This is a genomic window from Caminibacter sp. (assembly GCF_053999135.1).
The window spans coordinates 1-17780 of record NZ_JBMXVQ010000039.1 but is presented as its reverse complement, the minus strand read 5'-3'; the positions used below and the strand labels follow the sequence as shown (position 1 = coordinate 17780).

Below are 17780 nucleotides of genomic sequence, written 5' to 3'. Positions count from 1 at the left end.
TTTTTAACACTTCGAAAAAGCTAAAAAGTGCAAACGCAAGCGCCCTTCGGGTTAAGTGCACTTTTTTAACGCTTTTTCTCCGTTAAAATTTGCAATTGTTTCACTTTATTTAGTCAGTACCCTTTTTTTCCCAAAAAAAAATAAATGTTTGATTTATTTTGAGGATTGGTATTATTTTTAAAAATAGAAAATATAGAAGACCTTAAAGGTCTTGATTTAGATGTTTCTTTTTTTAACGAATCAAAAATAAAAAGGGGAGCGGGTTGTCAAAGTAGATTTTTTATCTGATAATAATAGTTTTAATCTCCGTCATTTCTTCGATTGCGTATTTAGCCCCTTCTCTTCCAATTCCAGATAACTTAACCCCTCCGTATGGCTGGATATCAAATCTTAACGTTGGAATATCGTTTATAATAACTCCTCCGGCTTCAAAATCGTCAATTGCTCTATTCATCAAATCTATTCTGTTACTAAACATCGAGTATTGAAGCCCGTAAGGGGAATTGTTTATCTTCTCAACCGCTTCATCGTAGCTTTTTACTTTTACAAGACTAACAATCGGGGCAAATACTTCTTCGCATACGATTTTCATATCGTCGGTTACGTCGGCCAGGATGGTAGGATATAATATATTTCCTTCCCTTTTACCTCCGGATATTATTCTGGCCCCTTCTTTTACGGCAGATTTTATCCAGTTTTCGGCTCTGATTGCGGCTTCTTCGCTGATTAAAGGTCCCATAAATGTATCTTCATCAAAAGGATTTCCTATTTTGAGTTTAGAAGATTCCTCTCCGAGTTTATTTGCAAATTCTTCATACACTTTTTCATCTACATATATTCTTTGAAGGGAAATGCATACTTGACCTGAATTTGCGAATGCTCCAACAGCGCATCTTTTAGCCGCCCAGTCCAAATCGGCCGTGCTTTCCACAAAAGTTGCGGCGTTTCCTCCAAGTTCGAGTGCTACTTTTTTAATTCCCGCATTTTGAGTGATTATTTTTCCTACAGGTACGCTTCCGGTGAAGCTTATGACTCTTGGAACTTGGCTTTTTACAAGCGTGATTCCTACATCCGCGTCTCCGTAAACTACGCTTAGGGCGTTTTTAATCGCATATTCACTTTCAATAAAAAGCTTTGCAAACGCATACGCCGTATAAGGAGCTTCAGGAGTTGGTTTTAAAACTACGCTGTTTCCGGAAATAAGGGCTGGGGCAATTTTATGGGCTACAAGATTTAAAGGAAAATTAAAAGGCGTAATAGCTACAACCACTCCAGCAGGCACTCTTTTATAAAATGATGTTGTTTTTGCTCCGCTTGGGGTTGCGTCTGTGGGAATTGTTTCTCCTAAAATATGATACCCTTCGGCCGCGCAGATTCTTAAATTTTCTATACATCTTTGGACTTCCACTCTTGATTGGGAAATAGGTTTTGCCACTTCTAAAGTTATATATTTTGCAAACTCTTCTTTTTGTTCTTCAAGTCTGTTTGCCACGTCGTTTATCCAGTTAATTCTTTGATGAAGAGGGGATTTTTTTGTATTTTTAAATGCTTCTTTTGCTGTTTCAAGTGCTTTTTTTGCGTCTTGAGGCGTACATTTTACAAATTTTGTAGCAGGTTTTTTGGTATAAGGGTTTATGATTTCTTTAACTTCTCCGTCTTCTTCTGTTGAACCTATCAGTTTTTTTGCAATTAGTTCGTTGCTTTCTATTTTTTTAATACCGAAAATTTCCAAAAATTTTTCAGGAATAATTCCCATTTTGTCTCCTTAAAAGCTTTTTATAGTAATGATAACAAATTTTTGATAAAATTCTTTAAAAAAAGGATAATTATTATGAATAAGGCGAAATATATATGGATGGACGGGAATTTTGTTCCATGGGATGAGGCTAAAATTCATGTCTTAACTCATACGCTTCACTACGGAAACGGAGTTTTTGAAGGTACGAGGGCTTATCAGACGGAAGACGGACTGGCTATTTTCAGACTCCAGGACCATACTAAAAGACTTCTTAATTCCGCTAAAATAGTAAAAATAGACGTGTCTTTTTCTCAGGAAGAACTCGAAATTGCCCAAATCGAACTGCTTAGAAAAAACGATTTTAAAGAAAATGTTTATATAAGACCTCTTATTTATTTAGGATACGGTAAAATGGGGCTTTATCATATAGGAGCGCCTGTTCATGTAGCGATTGCCGCATGGGAATGGGGAGCTTATCTTGGAGAAGAGGGGCTTGAAAAAGGAATCAGGGTAAAAATCTCTTCAATAATCAGAAACCCTGTAAAATCCACTTTTGGAAAAGCAAAAGCGGTGGCCAATTATTTAAACTCTCAAATGGCAAAATATGAAGCGATTGAATGTGGGTATGAAGAGGCTTTAATGCTTGATGATGAAGGATTTGTGGCTGAAGGGAGCGGGGAGTGTTTCTTTATTGTAAGGGACGGTGTGCTTATTACCCCTCCAAACGATAATTCTCTTGAATCAATTACCCAAGCTACTGTTTTAGAAATAGCAAAAGAGATGGATATTCCTATTGAGAGAAGAAGAATTACAAGAGATGAGGTTTATATAGCAGATGAAGTTTTCTTTACGGGAACCGCTGCAGAGGTTACTCCAGTAAGAGAAGTTGACGGCAGAATTATAGGGGATGGAAAAAGAGGACCTATAACAAAAGAGCTTCAAGAAGCTTATTTTGATGTCGTTTACGGAAGAGATAAAAACTATAAACACTATTTAACATATATTTAATTATAACCAGACATTATTAGTCTAAAAAAGGAAAGCTATGCCGGCAGATTTAAACGGATGGGTAAATAATAACAAAAAAGAAGATAAGCCCAAGTTCGAACCCCCGAAGTTCGAACCCCCTAACTTTATAAAAAACGGAGGCAATACGTTAATAGCGATAGGCGTTATTGTTTTGTTTTTGTTTTTGCTAAAACCATGGGTTATTATTAACGAGGGTGAGGTCGGAATTTTATCAACTACCGGAAAATTCAGCGAAAGGCCTCTTAATCCGGGACTTCATTTTTATTTTCCACTGGTGCAGAAAGTAATAGTTATTGATACGAAAGTTCATATGATAAGTTACAAAAGAAATCCTGAAATGGGTACTATGCCCGACAGATACGGTACTATAAAAATTTATCCGGCTATTAACGTTTTAGACGCAAGAGGGCTTCCCATTACAGTGGAATTATCTGTCAGTTACAGATTAAATCCAAAAGAAGCCGCTTATGTGGTTAAAACATACGGACTTAACTGGGAGGATAAAATAGTAAATCCGATTGTAAGGGATGTTGTTAGAAATGTAATAGGAAAATATCCGGCTGAAGAACTTCCTGTCAGAAGAAACGAAATAGCCGCCCGTATAGAAAGCCAGATAAGAGAGCAGCTTGATAAAATACCTAACAGACCGGTTATTTTCGAGAGTTTTCAGCTAAGGGATATAATTCTTCCTGAAAACATTAAAAGACAGATTGAAAGAGTCCAGATAGCAAAACAAGAGGCTGAAAGGGCAAAATACGAAGTGTTAAGAGCAAAACAGGAAGCTGAAAAAAAAGCCGCTATTGCCAGAGGTATTGCCGAAGCTAAAAAAATAGAGGCAAAAGGTAAAGCAGAAGCCAGGCTTATAGAGGCAAAAGCCGAAGCTATGGCGAATAAAGAGATATCCCACTCCCTTGATAAAAAACTTTTACAGCTAAAACAGATTGAAGTTCAGGGTAAATTTAACGAAGCTCTAAAAAACAATCCTAATGCAAAAATTTTCTTAACTCCCGGAGGTGTCGTGCCTAACTTGTGGATGAACGTAAACGATGAAAAAAAAGTAATAAGCACTAAAGTCCAAAGGTAAAGATATGGTTGATTTTTCTAAAAACAACGGGCTTGTGCCCGTAATCGTTCAGGATATTGATACTAATGAAGTGTTAATGCTTGCTTATATGAATGAAGAGGCTCTTAAAAAGACTCAAGAGAGCGGATATGCCCACTATTTTTCAAGAAGCAGAAATAGGCTGTGGAAAAAGGGGGAGAGCAGCGGAAACGTTCAAGAAGTTAAAGAAATTTTAGTAGACTGTGACAATGATACAGTTTTGCTTAAAGTAAAACAAAAAGGTCCAGCCTGTCATACGGGAAGAAAATCGTGTTTTTTTACAAATCTTAAAACAGGCGAAATTACTATGGACAAAGAAGAAGAAATTGAGTATAATTTCATAGATAAGCTTTATCATACACTGCTTGATAGAAAAAAAGCCGATCCTAAAACTTCATATGTTTCTTCGCTTTATAATAAAGGTGAAAATTCAATCCTTAAAAAAGTGGCCGAAGAAGCGGCGGAGTTTTGTTTTGCGGTTAAAGATAACGATAAAAAAGAGATTATCTACGAAGCCGCCGATTTAGCCTTTCATACGTTAATAGCTCTTGCTCTAAAAAATATTCATCCTGAGTCGATATTAGAAGAGCTTAAAAGACGTGAAGGCGTCAGCGGAATAGAAGAGAAAAAAAGTAGGAAGAAATGAGAATTCCTTATTTTACTTTTTTACATTTGCTGGATATAGCCTTTTTTTTAATTTTATTTATATTTTTAACGTTTATTTCTGTCAAAGCGGCAAAAAACAGTACAAAGCTACTTTTGAGTATGGTATTTGCTTCTTTTTTAGTGACTTCTTTTGGAGCTGTTTTAGGACTTATTGTTTTAGAAAAATATACTAAAAAGGCCAAACTGCTAGAAGTCAAGCAAAGAAGAGTGCTTATCAATGAGACGTTAGTCTTAAAAGGTAGAGTTAAAAATATAGGTAAGTTTAAAATTAATTACTGTAAGCTTGAAATAAAGCTTGTAAATAACGGATGGGGCGGAGGATTTAAAAAAGGACAGCTTTTTAAATCCGGAGGTTTTGAGCTTTTTGGAAGTAAAAACAAAGAACAAAAAAGACCGAATGTGGTAAAAGTTACCAGATATATAATTACGGACGGGTTATTGCCGGGAGAGATTAAAAACTTTTCGGTTGTTATACCTTATCCTCCTTATTTTAAAAATACTTACCTCAATTATAAACTTTACTGCCATTAATTAAACAAATAAAAATATTAACTAAGGAAAAAAATGACATTTAACGATTTTAATTTAAAAAAAGAACTTTTAAAAAGACTTGAAGAAATAGGTTTTGAAAAACCAAGTCCCATTCAGGAAAAAGCTATTCCCGTAATTTTAGAAGGGCGCGACGTAGTAGCACAGGCTCAAACTGGAACCGGAAAAACCGCGGCGTTTGGACTTCCGATTCTTTCTAAAATGAAAAAGGGAGAAAAAGCGCTTGTAATTACACCTACCCGTGAACTAGCCATTCAGGTAAGCGAAGAGATTTTTAGATTTGGAAAATATTTAGGGATTCATACGGCAACCGTATATGGGGGAAGCAGCTATTCTAGACAGATTAAACATATAGAAAATTCCGAATTTATCGTAGCGACTCCCGGAAGACTTCTTGATTTATTGAAATCCGGAAGAATAGATATTGCTCCTAATTATGTAATTTTGGATGAAGCCGATGAAATGCTTGATATGGGATTTCTGGACGATATAAAAGAGATTTTTAAGTTTGTTCCAAGTGACAGACAAACACTGCTTTTCAGTGCCACTATGCCTGAGCCTATTAAAAATCTGGCAAAAACTATTCTTAAAGAGCCTGAATTTATAACGATTACCAAAAAACAGGTAACAAATGAAAATATTAAAGAATATTTTTACGTAATTGACGAATATGAAAGAAAAGATGCTTTAATAAGACTTATTGATTATAAAAATCCGAGCAAATCAATCGTTTTTTGCAGAACAAAAAAAGACGTTGACGATATTGCCGATTTTTTAAGCGGTGCTGGATTTGAGGCAAAAGGGCTTCACGGTGATATGGACCAGAGAAAAAGAGAAGAAGTAATTCGCGCTTTTAAAAACGACCGACTTGAAATTTTAGTGGCCACCGATGTTGCGGCAAGAGGGCTTGATGTTAATAACGTAACTCATGTATTTAACTATCATCTTCCTCTTGACCCTGAGAGTTACGTTCACAGAATCGGAAGAACAGGGAGAGCCGGAAAAGAAGGAATGGCTGTTTCTCTTGTAACTCCTCATGAATTCAGGGCTCTTAGCAGAATTCAAAAAATATCAAAAATAGTATTAAAAGAAATTCCTTCTCTTGAAGATGTAAAAGATAAGGAAATTCAAAAAATTATTGAAAAACTAAGTGAAGTAGAATCGACTAAAAAAGCTATTGAAATTATTGAAGAACTTCAAAACGAATACGATTTAACGACTATTGCAACTAAACTGGCAACTATGATGTTTGCTAAAGAGGCTGACGGCAAAGAGAGAATCGGAAAAAGTATAAAAGAAGCCAAAAGGCTTATAGAAAGAGACAGAAATTCAGGAGGAAAAGACAGAAGGTCTAGAAACTCAAGAGGCGGCGGATTTAGAGGCAGAAGAAGCGGCGGTAGAAGAAGATAAACTATTTTTTTAATACGTGTTTATCCAAAACTACGCAGCTGAAAAGTCCTTCGAAAACTTTTATTTCATTTAATATCCCCGTAACTTTTACTTCTACCTTTCTTTTTTCTTTCATTAAAATTTCTCCTGTAAATTCTACGGTGTCACCTACTTTTACGGGAGCCATAAATTCACAGTTGTTTGCTTTAACAAGTACTACGTAAGGTTCGTTTACGCTTGCCATCGCGCAAAAATCGGCTGCTCCAAACGTAAACCCTCCATGTACCAGTCCTTCATCGTCAACTGCCATATCGTCGGTTGTTTCAAGCACGACTTTTGCTCCGTTTTCCGTAATTTCTATAAGTCTTCCGAATTTTGGATTAAATTTTAAGTGGGTTTTTAATTCTATCATTTATTCTCCTGTAAATTTTTTAGCAATTTTATCCAAATCTTTCTGTAAAATTAAAGGATTGTATTTTTTTATAAAAGGGTGAGAAATTTCGTAATAATTTTCGTCAAAGAGATTAACGGCCCATACGTAATTTATATTTTCTTTTTCAAGGTAATATTTGTTTAGTAAAAAGTCGTTAATCATACCGAGTTTAGAACCGATTACCAAAAAGAGTTTTGCCTGGAAAAATTTAATAAAATCGACCATAAAAAAGGTTTCGGTTACCGGGACGAGCAAACCTCCGGCTCCTTCTATAAGCAGAATATCGCATAGCTGTTTTATCTTATTGTAAGAGTCTTTTATTTTTTCAAAATCCACTCTTCCCGCTACGGCTGGGGCTGCCGGCAGTGTTAATTGAATGGGAACAATATCGTCAATTGTTAAGGAATTAAGCAAAGGATTAAAACGTTTTGCGGTTTCAAATAGTTTTTTACCGTCTTTAGGATAGTCTGTAACTTCTGTTTCTACAGGTTTCATAACACCTACTTTATAACCATTTTTAGAAAAAGCTTCTATAAGTTTTAAAGTTGCGTATGTTTTTCCGCATCCGGTATTATTGGCAGAAATAAATATATTCATATCTCCTCCTTAGTTGATGGTGTAGCTGGGATAGTAATTTATTGAATGAAAAACTTTTTTGCCGTATCTTTTAGCGTAAATGGTTATTAAAAGTTTTTGAAGAGTCCCTGCAATTGAGGGCTCAAACCATGCCAGATTGCTAAGGGCTATTATGTATTTAGGCGGAAGTTTATAAAGGTCGGTTACCGTGGTTTCGTAGCATATAGCGTTTATAAAGTCTGTGTTTTTTATTTTAAAGACCGAAAAGTGTTTTGATGTTGCGTAATCACTTGCCCCTTCAAAAAAAATTTTGTTTATCTCTTTTTGAAAAAAAGGTAGGGGTATATATTCTCCAAAAGGCACTAAAATATGTTTGTCCAATATTTTCATATTTCCTTTTTCGAAAACATATGTGGAATTGTAAAATTTACCGTTTTTTAAATGAATCCCCCCCGTTATTATTGTTATTTTGTAAGAGAGCAGTTTAAGTTTGTTTATAATGTCTGGGTGTTTATTTAAAAAAATAGGAAAAGCGCTTTCGGGTAAGACCACCGCGTCATATTTTCCTATTGAATTATTTATATACCGGAAGTTGTTTTTTATCTCCTGAGGAATGTATTTTGGGTCCCATTTTTTATTCTGCGGTACGTATGTTGTAATCAGTTTTATTTTAAGTGGAGGTGGAGTTATCGGCTTTGGGTGGACAAAAAGGGCGGTGGTTATTAATATTAAAGAGAATTTGTTTTTTAAAACAACGGCTGTTATAAGTAAAAAAAGAGTGATTTTTAAAGGCGAAAAAAACGAATTTGCAATTAAAACTTCCGGTTTTAACCAGTCAAACGTAAACGGTTTTAAATAATCAAATCCAAATATAAAAAAGAAAGCCCATAAATAGGTGGAAAACGGGGAATGGAAAACAGAAAAATTGAAAAGATAAAATACTTTATTAATAAACCAGAAAATAAATCCGTAACCAAAACCTATCAACAAAATGATTAAGGGAATTAAGAAAGAGAGATTATAATATCGAAAACTAAGGGCTATCCACCAAAACCAAAACATTCCTATAAAAAATCCGGTTTGAAAAAAAGAATGTTTTTTATTAAAAAACCAGTAAAATGCGAGTATTGCAATAAGGGAATTTAATGTTTTTATAAAATAATTTTCTCCAAATATTGATAAATATACAGGAAGTGAAAAAAGAATTGCAGTAATTAAAGAATTTGTGTTAAAATATCGCTTAAAAAAGGATTTACATGAATTTTTTATATGCTGAAGGACAGGCTGCTGCAGGTCAACCGAGTTTACTTGCTTCATTATTACCTCTTATTATTTTATTTGGGGTGTTTTATTTTCTTGTAATTTTACCACAACAAAGACAGGCTAAGAAACACAAAGAGATGGTTGAGAGCCTTAAAAAAGGCGATAAAATTGTAACAACCGGAGGAATTATCGCCGAAGTTGTCAAAAACGAACCTGAATTTATAAAAGCGAAAATCGCTGATGGCGTTGAGGTTAAAATAGACAAAGCCGCAGTTGCCAGAAAGCTGGATAATGAAAAAGCTTAATTACAGACTTGTAATTTTTATTCTTGCCGCTCTTTTTGGAGTGGCTTTTAGTATCCCTTCTTTTATAGGAAAACAGCCGAGGGTTAATCTGGGTCTTGATTTGCAAGGAGGAATGTATTTAGTTTTAGGTGTGAAACAGGAAGAGGCGATTAAAAATAAAATAAAAACAATAGCATCTACAATTAAATACATTAGTGAAAAAAAAGAGCTGTTTATAGATAATTTGAAAGTTGAGCATAATAAAATAACTTTTGAGCTTCTAGATAAAGACGACGCTAAAAAAATGGATGAAGAGTTAAAAAGTATTAAAGGTATCAAAGTAGAGAAAAAAGAAAAAAACGGAAACTTAGAATATACTGTTTCTCTAACTCCTCAAGAAATTCAAAAAACAAAAGAAGAGGCTATAAATATAGCCGTTCAGACGATAAGAAGCAGGCTTGACGCTTTCGGTTTGGCCGAGCCTAGCGTTACAAGACAGGGTAAAGATAAAATCGTTGTCGAACTTCCCGGTATCAAAACCCAAAAAGAGAAAGAAAACATAAAAAAACTTATCTCTCAAGCGGCTCATTTGGAACTTTATCTGGTAGATGAAGAACATAGAATCACTAACCCTAAAGAAGCAGAAAAATATGGGGATATTATGCTGCCTGATAAAGAAAATCCAAAAAGAATGTGGCTTTTAAAAACCCCTCCGGTGCTTGATGGAAGTATGATAACAAACGCTACTGTCGGGTTTACCCAAAAAACCAACCAGCCGGCTATTTTCTTTACGTTAAACAGTGAAGGGGCAAGGATATTCGGAGACGTTACGGGCAAAAACGTAGGAAAAAGACTTGCTATTGTAGTTGATAATAAAGTTTATTCCGCTCCTACCATTCAGGAAAGAATCGGAGGGGGAAGCGGACAGATAACTGTTGGAAGTCCTGATGAGGCGCATGTATTGGCTATTGCGTTAAGAAGCGGTTCTTTGCCGGCTCCGGTTGTTTTACTTGAACAAAGAAGCGTAGGGGCGAGTCTTGGGGCTGACAGTATCAGAAATTCATTAATAGCTTTAATTTCAGGGTTTGTTATAGTTGTTATTTTTATGGCGTGGTATTACAGACTCGCAGGTATTATAGCCGATATAGCATTAATAGTAAACCTGTTTTTGATTTTAGCGGTTATGGCTATTTTCGGAGCTACCCTTACGCTTCCGGGGATGGCGGGTATAGTGCTTACTGTAGGTATGGCCGTTGATGCCAATGTAATTATTAACGAACGTATAAGGGAGCTTATAAGAGAAGGCAAGTCTATTCGTCAGGCTATTGAAGGTGGATATAAAAACGCTATGAGTGCAATTTTGGATGCAAATATCACAACCCTTATTGCAGCAATTGCTCTTTTTGCTTATGGAACGGGAACTATTAAAGGTTTTGCCATTACTATGGCTATTGGTATTTTGGCCAGTATGCTTACGGCAATTTTGGGAACTCATGGTATTTGGGAATATCTGCTTGCAAGCGGTAAAAAAATAACTCCAAAAGATTTTGGAATGAAGGCGTAAAATGGAATTTTTTAGCAATAATAAAATTTACGATTTTATGGGAAAAAGAAAAATATTTGTTTCAATCTCCCTTTTTTTAATAGTTTTAAGTCTTTTTTCCATTTTTACCAAAGGGTTTAACTGGGGAATAGATTTTAAAGGCGGGATAGAAATTCAGGTAAGATTTGAAAAACCTGTGGATATTGCGGAAGTCAGAAAATATGTTAGTAAAGAGTTTAAAGGGGCCAATATTACCACTTTCGGGGCTCCAAATGAAATTCTTATAAGGTTAAACGTCGATAAGGTAAGTTCGGATTTACAAAAATCTTTGGGAGCGGAAATAAAAAAACTTTTATCTCCCCTTGGCAAAGTGGAAATAAGAAGAGTCGATATTGTAGGGGCGAAAGTCGGAAACGAACTTAAAGAAAAAGGTCTTCAAGCATTTATCTTTTCAATAATCGGCATTTTGATATACGTGGCTTTCAGGTTTGAGTGGAGATTTGCCGTAGCTTCCGTTTTGGCCCTTATGCATGATACCATTATCTCTTTAGGAGCCGTCAGTGCTTTTAATATAGAAGTAAACCTTGATGTGTTGGCCGCTATTTTGACTCTTATGGGGTATTCTCTTAACGATACCATCGTAGTATTTGACAGAATAAGAGAAGAAGTCAGAGAAACGAAAATTAAAGATTTGGCTACTTTAATCAATATAGCTATTTCTAAAACTTTAAGCAGAACGGTTTTAACTTCCCTGACTACGTTTTTTGTGGTGTTTACGCTCTTTTTATTCGGAGGGGAAATTATCAAACCGTTTAGTTTTACACTTCTTGTAGGTATAATTGTTGGTACCTATTCATCAATTTTTATCGCTTCGCCTCTTTTAATCTGGCTTGGATTTAAAATAGACGATTACAGAAAAAGACTGGCCGAAAAAGAGAGAATCAAAAAAGAAAAAGAAAAAATGAGGCAAATTTATCAAGGCGGAGTAGTCTAAGGAGGTAAAATGGATTGGGGAAAGGTTGTTTACGTTTTTTTTCAGCTTATGAGTTTGACAAGTGTTGCAGGATTTTTATACGACCACAATAAAGTAGCCCTTTTTATAGCTTTAAGTCTTAATCTGATTTCCACTATTTTAAAAATAGGAATAAGAAATATTGTCGCGGCCGAGCTTTTTGCGGCAAGTTTGGTTGCCGATTTGCATCTTATTCCGGCGTTTTTTTATCTTGAAATTAAAAACGATTTGCAATCGGCTTATGCCATGGCAATAGGGGCTTTAATAGCAAATGTTGTAACGATAATTTTAAGTTTTATAGAAATAGCAAAAACAAAAGATACATGGGAGTAGAAGAATGAGAGAGTATAAACCTCAAGAGATTGAAATTAGATGGCAAAAAAAATGGGATGAAGAGAATGCTTTTGAACCGAAAGAAGATTATACACTTCCTAAAAAATATATTTTGAGTATGTTTCCGTATCCCAGCGGCAGAATTCATATGGGGCATGTAAGAAACTATTCAATCGGAGATGCGATTGCAAGATATTACAGACAAAAAGGTTTAAACGTTCTTCATCCGATAGGATGGGACAGTTTTGGAATGCCGGCTGAAAATGCCGCTATTAAACACGGGGTTCATCCTAAAAAATGGACTTATGAAAATATAGATTATATGAGAAAAGAGCTAAAAAGACTGGGTCTTAGTTTCAGTAAAACCCGTGAGTTTGCAACAAGCGACCCTGAATATACGAGATGGGAGCAGGAATTTATTATTAAAATGTATGAAAACGGTCTGCTTGAGAGACGTACTCAAAAAGTAAACTGGTGTGAGACGTGCCATACGGTGCTTGCAAATGAGCAGGTAATTGAGGGATGTTGCTGGAGATGCGATAATCCGATTGAAATAAAAGAACTTCCTGGATGGTATATTAAAATAACAAAATACGCAGAAGAGCTTTTAAGAGATATTGATGAAAAGCTTAAAGGCAACTGGCCGGACAAAGTTTTAACCATGCAAAAAAACTGGATAGGTAAATCAAGCGGGCTTAAATTTAAATTTAACCTCTCAGATGAAAGCCGTGAAAAATTAAAAAACGCGTTTGATGGGTATGAAGTGTTCACCACCCGTCCTGATACTATTTACGGGGTTACTTATTCAGCACTGGCGCCTGAACATCCGATAGTTGATTTTATGCTTGAAAACAAACTTTTTGACAAAGAAACGGAAGAGAGAGTAAGAAAGATTCGTTCAATCTTGCCAAAAGAGCGCCAAGCTATGGAAAAAGAAGGGGTGTATCTTGGAATTGATGTAGTTCATCCTTTAACCAAAGAAAAAATCCCTGTATGGCTTGCTAATTTCGTGCTTATGGATTACGGAACCGGTGCAGTAATGGCGGTACCTGCTCATGATGAGAGAGATTTTGAATTTGCCAAAAAATATAATCTTCCTATTAAGTGGGTAATTAAACCTGAAAACGGTGAAATAGATGAAACAAAAGCTTATACGGGAGATGGAATTTTAATAAACAGCGGTGAATTTACCGGAATGAAAAATACAGAGGCTAAAAAGGCCATTATTAAAAAATTTGAAGAGCAAGGCATAGGAAAAGAGGAGATAAATTACCGTCTTAGAGACTGGGGGATAAGCCGTCAGAGATACTGGGGAGCACCGCTTCCATTTATCAAATGTCCGAAATGCGGAATAGTCCCTGAAAAAATAGAAAATCTACCCGTAACGCTGCCGGATGATGTTGAAATTACAGGAAGCGGAAATCCTTTAGAATCCCATCCAACCTGGAAACATACAAAATGTCCAAAATGCGGAAGTGATGCCGAGCGTGAAACGGATACGATGGATACGTTTGTTCAGAGTAGCTGGTATCAGTTTAGATTTACTACCGATTTTCATAAATATCCTGATGTACCTTTTAGAAAAGAGGATGAAAAATACTGGATGCCGGTTGACCAGTATATCGGCGGAATAGAACATGCTATTTTACATCTTTTATACGCTAGATTTTTTACAAAAGCTCTTAGAGATTTAGGATACGCAAGTGTTGATGAGCCGTTTAAAAAACTTTTAACTCAGGGAATGGTTTTAAAAGACGGAAGTAAAATGAGTAAATCTAAAGGAAACGTTGTAGACCCTGATGAAATTGTTGCTAAATACGGAGCTGATACGGCAAGACTTTTTATTCTTTTTGCCGCTCCTCCTGAGCAGGAACTTGAGTGGAGTGAGAGCGGGGTTGAAGGTGCGTACAGATTTTTAAACAGACTTTATCAAAACGCCGCTAAATGTTACAAAACGGTTAAAAAACCTGAAATTGACGTTTCAAAACTTAATAAAGCAGAAAAAGAAGCCAGAAGAAAAGTATATGAAACATTAAAAAGAAGTAAAGACACGTATGAAAAAACATTTGCTTTTAATACGTTAATAGCCAGTGCCATGGAAGCTCTTAACGCTCTTAATAAAATAGACAATAAAGACGTTTATACGGAAGGGTATTGGGTATTAATGAACGTACTAGAGCCTATTATTCCTCATATTACAAGTGAAATCAGTGAAGAGCTTTTTGAAAGAAATAATTTCGGTGAAATAGAAGTGGATGAAGAGGCTCTTAAAAAAGACGAAATTAATTATCCAGTGCAGGTAAACGGTAAAAAAAGAGCTGAAATCAGTGTAGCGGCGGACGCTTCTAAAGATGAAATTTTAGAATCCGCTAAAAGAGCCGTGAGTAAATATATCGAGGGTAAAGAAATAGTTAAAGAGATAGTGGTACCAGGTAGAATAGTAAATATTGTCGTAAAAGGATAAACACTGAAAAAAATTCTTTTTTTCTTTTTTTTTATTTTACTGGGATGCGGATATAAGCCTAGCAGTGTATATCAAGACAATATTTTGGGAAACGAAATAAAAGCTAAAGTTAAAATAAGCGCCGAAAATCCGAGGGAAACTATTTTTTTAAAAGACGCTATTAATGATGCTGTTTATTCGAGTTTAGGAAAAAATCTATGTTATGATAACTGTAAGACGGTTATAGATATTATTTCGGCTTCTTCTTCTCTTACGCCTATTTATTATGATGAAAACGGTTATCCGGTTATTTACAGAATGGAAGTTAATATAAAAGCGAAAATAACAGATAAAAACGGGAGACTTAGAATTTATTCGGTTAATGGAAGTTATGATTTTAAAGTAGAAAGCAATTCGATTTTGACGGACCAGATAAAACTTGAGGCATATAAAAAAGCTAGTATAAACGCTTTAAATAAACTGTTTGCAAAACTTACAAAGGACGGGGCTTATTATGACAATTAAAGATATAGCTAAAAAGGCGCTTAGTTATTTTAAAAATACGGGATATGTATTTACTCCTAAAGAGTATGAGGAAATTTTTTGTAAAATAGCCAGACAAAACAGAATGATAATCGATGATTGTAACAAAGTTTCGAAATATCTTGCAAAGCTTGATGCAAAATACAGGGCTATTGCGACTAGTTATAATATCAAAAATCTTGATGAGCTGGTGATTTTTTTAATCAATTATTTAAACAGGGAAGATATAAGCAAGGAAAAAGAAAGTATTGAACAACTTTTTTTATACACTAAAAGAGCTCTTGACGTTATAGCCGTATTGCCTATAGTAAGGTCAAAAAAAATTGCTGTAAAACATCTTGATTTTTTAAAACCTTATATGGGTAAGGAGGAATGGGAAAAGTTAAGAAGTGAGTGGCTTGATTTTCTTGACAGTTTTGATGACAGAATAGTAAAAAAAGGAGCGGCTGTTGCCGGTATAAGAAGCGAAGACGCTCTTGAGGTTATTGACGCTTTAATTAAAAAAATGGAAGAAGGCCCCGATTTTTCTCACTTGATAGACAGTATTATATATTCCCTGACGCCAAGTTATGCTCCTTTTATGAATGATGAGGTAGCGGCTTTAAAAAAGCAGTTAAAAGAAGACCCCAGTATTATCCTTACAAAAGCTTTTGCCCAGGATTTAAAACTTTTAACAGATAAAAGAATTAAACTTGATAAAGAGGAACTTAGAAAAAAAATAAAAGATTTAGACCAGATAGCCGAGAGACTTTCTATAAAAATTTTAAGAATTCTTCAAAAAACGGACGGTTCGAGCAAAGAGATTAAAGATATAAAAATAGAGCTTCAAAACTGGAGGCGTGAAGAAGGTGGTTTTGAGAGTATAAAAGAGAAACTTTTAAATATAGCTATTTCTCTTGATAAGGAGCTTGATGAGTTTGCGACTGAGATGAAAAAAGAGGATGAGGAAATAGAAAAACTGAAACGTAAAATTCAAATGCTTGAAAGTAAAGTAAAAGAGCTTAGTAAAGAAGTTAAAACGGACTTTTTAACGAAAATAGCAAATAAAAAGGGTATAGAAGAAGAACTTAATAAACAAGAGAGTTTTTATAAAAGATATAAAACAAATTATTCCGTGGTGTTTTTTGATATAGACCATTTTAAAAATATTAACGATATGTTCGGTCATGACGCGGGTGATGCAATACTGAAAAATCTGGGACTTCTTTTTAAAAGGTATGCCAGGGATATTGACCTTATAGGAAGGTTCGGGGGAGAAGAATTTGTAGCCATTTTGCCTAACACTGATAAAAAAGGTGCTTACAAATTTGCGGAAAAAATCAGACAGATTATTGAAAATACAAAATTTATGTATAAAAATACCAGAATTAACGTAACGGTATCGGGAGGTGTTGCGGAGAGAAAAGAGGTTTCCTCAAAAGAAGAGCTTTTGAAAAAAGCGGATGAGAGATTATATCTTGCAAAAAGAAGCGGAAGAAACAGAGTCTGTGCTGATGATGAGTGTAAATGAATTTTTAGAAAAAAAACCTCTTTTTTATAAAGAAATCGATATTTTTAGAATGCCAAGAGCGTATAGTTTAATAAAAGATAAAATAAAAATACCTCTTGTAATTCATATTGTAGGGACTAACGGAAAAGGTTCTACGGGAAGATTTTTAGCTCATACGCTTTTAAAAAGAGGTTATAGTGTCGGGCATTATACCTCTCCTCATATCTTAAAATTTAATGAAAGAATATGGATAAACGGCAGTGATATAAGCGATGAAAATTTAGAAAAAATTCATCAAAAACTTCAAAAACTTCTTCCAAAAGATGTGATAAATTCGCTTAGTTATTTTGAATATACGACTTTTCTTGCCGCTTTAGCATTTGAGGGGCTTGATTTTGTAATTTTAGAAGCCGGGCTTGGGGGAGAGTTTGATGCTACTAATGTTTTTGATAAAAAAATCTCGTTAATTACAACAATTGATTTTGACCATCAAAATTTTCTTGGGAATTCAATAAAAGAAATAGCCACGACAAAGTTAAATTCTATTGAAAATGAAGCAATTATCGGAAAGCAAATTCATAATATTGAAGATGTAATTTTTGAAAAAAGATGTGAGGGTAAAAAGATTTATAGTTATCTTGATTTTTTTGAAGTTGAGGAAATTGAAGAGCTAAAAAAAGGTTTTAAATTCGCTTCATTTTTATTTTCGAATTATCTTTTGGCTATGAGTTTTTTAAAAAAAGAAGGAATACCTTTTAGGATAAATGATTTAGAGGATTTAAAACTTCCCGGAAGATTTGAAGAGATTGAAGAAAATTTATGGATAGATGTAGGGCATAACCCTTTAGCCGCAAGGGAGATTGTAAAAAACCTTCCAAAAAAAGTAAATCTTGTGTATAACACATATGCCGATAAAGATTATAAAGAGATTTTAAAAATTTTAAAGCCTAAAATCAATAAACTTTATTTAATAGATGTAAAAAACGACCGGATAGAAGATAAAGAAAGAATAAAAAAAGCGGCAAATGAGCTGGAAATTGAAGTAGAAGAATTTAAAGAAATTGAAAAGCCTATGCTTGTTTTTGGAAGTTTCAGTGTGGTTGAGGAGTTTTTAAAATGGAAAAAATTAAAAAAATAGTTGAAATTTTAAAAGAATACAATCCAAAAGCGGTATATCTTTTCGGTTCGCGTGCAAGAGGGGATAATCTTAAAAATTCCGATATTGATATTGCGGTGGATATTGATTTGAATTTTAGGGGAAAAAGAAAACTTAAAGAAAGAGTAGACAGGGCTGCCGGGCTTTACAGTGTGGATTTAGTTTTTTTTGATGAAATGAGCGAAGAATTTAAAGATAAAGTTTTAAAAGAAGGAATAAAGCTATGACAAAA

18 protein-coding genes are annotated in these 17780 nt (G+C 34.6%); 14 read left to right on the top strand and 4 right to left on the bottom strand.

The genetic code is table 11. The annotated features are described in order from the left end of the window. Positions 1 to 280: 280 nt before the first annotated feature. Positions 281 to 1756, bottom strand: coding sequence for an aldehyde dehydrogenase family protein (locus tag ACXJH6_RS03700; RefSeq protein WP_456470423.1), 1476 nt, complete (start codon positions 1754 to 1756; stop codon positions 281 to 283). 75 nt (positions 1757 to 1831) lie between these two features. Between ACXJH6_RS03700 and ACXJH6_RS03695 the strand changes: the two genes are divergently transcribed. From ACXJH6_RS03695 to ACXJH6_RS03675, 5 genes are read left to right on the top strand one after another with little or no spacing between them, the layout of a single operon-like run. Continuing rightward, complete coding sequence (locus ACXJH6_RS03695) at positions 1832 to 2746, top strand: branched-chain amino acid transaminase (protein WP_456470422.1); 915 nt, start codon at positions 1832 to 1834, stop codon at positions 2744 to 2746. Between the two features lie 37 nt (positions 2747 to 2783). Further along, on the top strand, positions 2784 to 3851 hold the full coding sequence (locus ACXJH6_RS03690) for a prohibitin family protein (RefSeq protein WP_456470421.1): 1068 nt from the start codon (positions 2784 to 2786) through the stop codon (positions 3849 to 3851). Between the two features lie 4 nt (positions 3852 to 3855). Then, entirely contained in the window at positions 3856 to 4515 is a 660-nt protein-coding gene (gene hisIE, locus ACXJH6_RS03685) for a bifunctional phosphoribosyl-AMP cyclohydrolase/phosphoribosyl-ATP diphosphatase HisIE (protein ID WP_456470420.1), read from the top strand. Beyond that, entirely contained in the window at positions 4512 to 5066 is a 555-nt protein-coding gene (locus ACXJH6_RS03680) for a DUF2393 family protein (protein ID WP_456470419.1), read from the top strand. Before hisIE ends, ACXJH6_RS03680 begins: the two co-directional genes overlap by 4 nt. 33 nt (positions 5067 to 5099) lie before the next feature. Continuing rightward, positions 5100 to 6494 (top strand): DEAD/DEAH box helicase, encoded by a 1395-nt coding sequence (locus tag ACXJH6_RS03675; protein WP_456470418.1) that lies wholly within the window; start codon positions 5100 to 5102, stop codon positions 6492 to 6494. A gap of 1 nt (position 6495) precedes the next feature. On the opposite strand, the gene ACXJH6_RS03670 is transcribed toward ACXJH6_RS03675, so the two are convergent. The 3 genes from ACXJH6_RS03670 to lnt are packed head-to-tail and all read right to left on the bottom strand — an operon-like array spanning position 6496 to position 8799. Further along, positions 6496 to 6885 (bottom strand): PaaI family thioesterase, encoded by a 390-nt coding sequence (locus tag ACXJH6_RS03670; RefSeq protein ID WP_456470417.1) that lies wholly within the window; start codon positions 6883 to 6885, stop codon positions 6496 to 6498. Then, positions 6886 to 7503 (bottom strand): dethiobiotin synthase, encoded by a 618-nt coding sequence (gene bioD / locus ACXJH6_RS03665; protein WP_456470416.1) that lies wholly within the window; start codon positions 7501 to 7503, stop codon positions 6886 to 6888. It lies immediately after the preceding gene. A gap of 9 nt (positions 7504 to 7512) precedes the next feature. Next, a complete protein-coding gene (lnt, locus tag ACXJH6_RS03660) occupies positions 7513 to 8799 on the bottom strand; it encodes an apolipoprotein N-acyltransferase (protein WP_456470415.1) in 1287 nt (428 codons plus the stop codon). Between lnt and yajC the strand changes: the two genes are divergently transcribed. The 9 genes from yajC to ACXJH6_RS03615 all read left to right on the top strand — a co-directional run bounded on the left by yajC (position 8739) and on the right by ACXJH6_RS03615 (position 17775). Continuing rightward, positions 8739 to 9050 (top strand): preprotein translocase subunit YajC, encoded by a 312-nt coding sequence (gene yajC, locus ACXJH6_RS03655; RefSeq protein ID WP_456470414.1) that lies wholly within the window; start codon positions 8739 to 8741, stop codon positions 9048 to 9050. The two genes, lnt and yajC, sit on opposite strands and share 61 nt — an antisense overlap. After that, on the top strand, positions 9037 to 10593 hold the full coding sequence (gene secD, locus ACXJH6_RS03650; protein WP_456470413.1) for a protein translocase subunit SecD: 1557 nt from the start codon (positions 9037 to 9039) through the stop codon (positions 10591 to 10593). The genes yajC and secD overlap by 14 nt, the downstream gene beginning before the upstream one ends. Position 10594: 1 nt before the next feature. Further along, positions 10595 to 11566, top strand: a complete 972-nt coding sequence (gene secF / locus ACXJH6_RS03645) for a protein translocase subunit SecF (protein WP_456470412.1) — start codon at positions 10595 to 10597, stop codon at positions 11564 to 11566. A 9-nt stretch (positions 11567 to 11575) separates the two neighbouring features. Further along, positions 11576 to 11917: a DUF6394 family protein gene (locus tag ACXJH6_RS03640; RefSeq protein WP_456470411.1), complete on the top strand. Its 342-nt coding sequence runs from the start codon at positions 11576 to 11578 to the stop codon at positions 11915 to 11917. 4 nt (positions 11918 to 11921) lie between these two features. Then, on the top strand, positions 11922 to 14381 hold the full coding sequence (gene leuS, locus ACXJH6_RS03635) for a leucine--tRNA ligase (RefSeq protein WP_456470410.1): 2460 nt from the start codon (positions 11922 to 11924) through the stop codon (positions 14379 to 14381). 84 nt (positions 14382 to 14465) lie between these two features. Next, a complete protein-coding gene (locus ACXJH6_RS03630) occupies positions 14466 to 14885 on the top strand; it encodes a hypothetical protein (protein ID WP_456470409.1) in 420 nt (139 codons plus the stop codon). After that, on the top strand, positions 14875 to 16413 hold the full coding sequence (locus tag ACXJH6_RS03625; protein ID WP_456470408.1) for a diguanylate cyclase: 1539 nt from the start codon (positions 14875 to 14877) through the stop codon (positions 16411 to 16413). Before ACXJH6_RS03630 ends, ACXJH6_RS03625 begins: the two co-directional genes overlap by 11 nt. After that, complete coding sequence (locus tag ACXJH6_RS03620; protein ID WP_456470407.1) at positions 16346 to 17530, top strand: bifunctional folylpolyglutamate synthase/dihydrofolate synthase; 1185 nt, start codon at positions 16346 to 16348, stop codon at positions 17528 to 17530. The genes ACXJH6_RS03625 and ACXJH6_RS03620 overlap by 68 nt, the downstream gene beginning before the upstream one ends. Further along, positions 17509 to 17775, top strand: a complete 267-nt coding sequence (locus ACXJH6_RS03615) for a nucleotidyltransferase family protein (RefSeq protein ID WP_456470406.1) — start codon at positions 17509 to 17511, stop codon at positions 17773 to 17775. Before ACXJH6_RS03620 ends, ACXJH6_RS03615 begins: the two co-directional genes overlap by 22 nt. The last annotated feature ends 5 nt before the right edge of the window (positions 17776 to 17780 follow it).

Bases quoted from the DNA above. Each gene is read 5' to 3' on its own strand.
- secF (WP_456470412.1), top strand. From the start codon at position 10,595: ATGGAATTTTTTAGCAATAATAAAATTTACGATTTTATGGGAAAAAGA.
- ACXJH6_RS03700 (WP_456470423.1), bottom strand. From the start codon at position 1,756: ATGGGAATTATTCCTGAAAAATTTTTGGAAATTTTCGGTATTAAAAAA.
- yajC (WP_456470414.1), top strand. From the start codon at position 8,739: ATGAATTTTTTATATGCTGAAGGACAGGCTGCTGCAGGTCAACCGAGT.
- ACXJH6_RS03695 (WP_456470422.1), top strand. From the start codon at position 1,832: ATGAATAAGGCGAAATATATATGGATGGACGGGAATTTTGTTCCATGG.
- ACXJH6_RS03625 (WP_456470408.1), top strand. From the start codon at position 14,875: ATGACAATTAAAGATATAGCTAAAAAGGCGCTTAGTTATTTTAAAAAT.
- ACXJH6_RS03615 (WP_456470406.1), top strand. From the start codon at position 17,509: ATGGAAAAAATTAAAAAAATAGTTGAAATTTTAAAAGAATACAATCCA.
- ACXJH6_RS03680 (WP_456470419.1), top strand. From the start codon at position 4,512: ATGAGAATTCCTTATTTTACTTTTTTACATTTGCTGGATATAGCCTTT.
- ACXJH6_RS03620 (WP_456470407.1), top strand. From the start codon at position 16,346: ATGAGAGATTATATCTTGCAAAAAGAAGCGGAAGAAACAGAGTCTGTG.
- ACXJH6_RS03675 (WP_456470418.1), top strand. From the start codon at position 5,100: ATGACATTTAACGATTTTAATTTAAAAAAAGAACTTTTAAAAAGACTT.
- ACXJH6_RS03690 (WP_456470421.1), top strand. From the start codon at position 2,784: ATGCCGGCAGATTTAAACGGATGGGTAAATAATAACAAAAAAGAAGAT.
- ACXJH6_RS03640 (WP_456470411.1), top strand. From the start codon at position 11,576: ATGGATTGGGGAAAGGTTGTTTACGTTTTTTTTCAGCTTATGAGTTTG.
- secD (WP_456470413.1), top strand. From the start codon at position 9,037: ATGAAAAAGCTTAATTACAGACTTGTAATTTTTATTCTTGCCGCTCTT.
- hisIE (WP_456470420.1), top strand. From the start codon at position 3,856: ATGGTTGATTTTTCTAAAAACAACGGGCTTGTGCCCGTAATCGTTCAG.
- lnt (WP_456470415.1), bottom strand. From the start codon at position 8,799: ATGAAGCAAGTAAACTCGGTTGACCTGCAGCAGCCTGTCCTTCAGCAT.
- ACXJH6_RS03670 (WP_456470417.1), bottom strand. From the start codon at position 6,885: ATGATAGAATTAAAAACCCACTTAAAATTTAATCCAAAATTCGGAAGA.
- leuS (WP_456470410.1), top strand. From the start codon at position 11,922: ATGAGAGAGTATAAACCTCAAGAGATTGAAATTAGATGGCAAAAAAAA.
- bioD (WP_456470416.1), bottom strand. From the start codon at position 7,503: ATGAATATATTTATTTCTGCCAATAATACCGGATGCGGAAAAACATAC.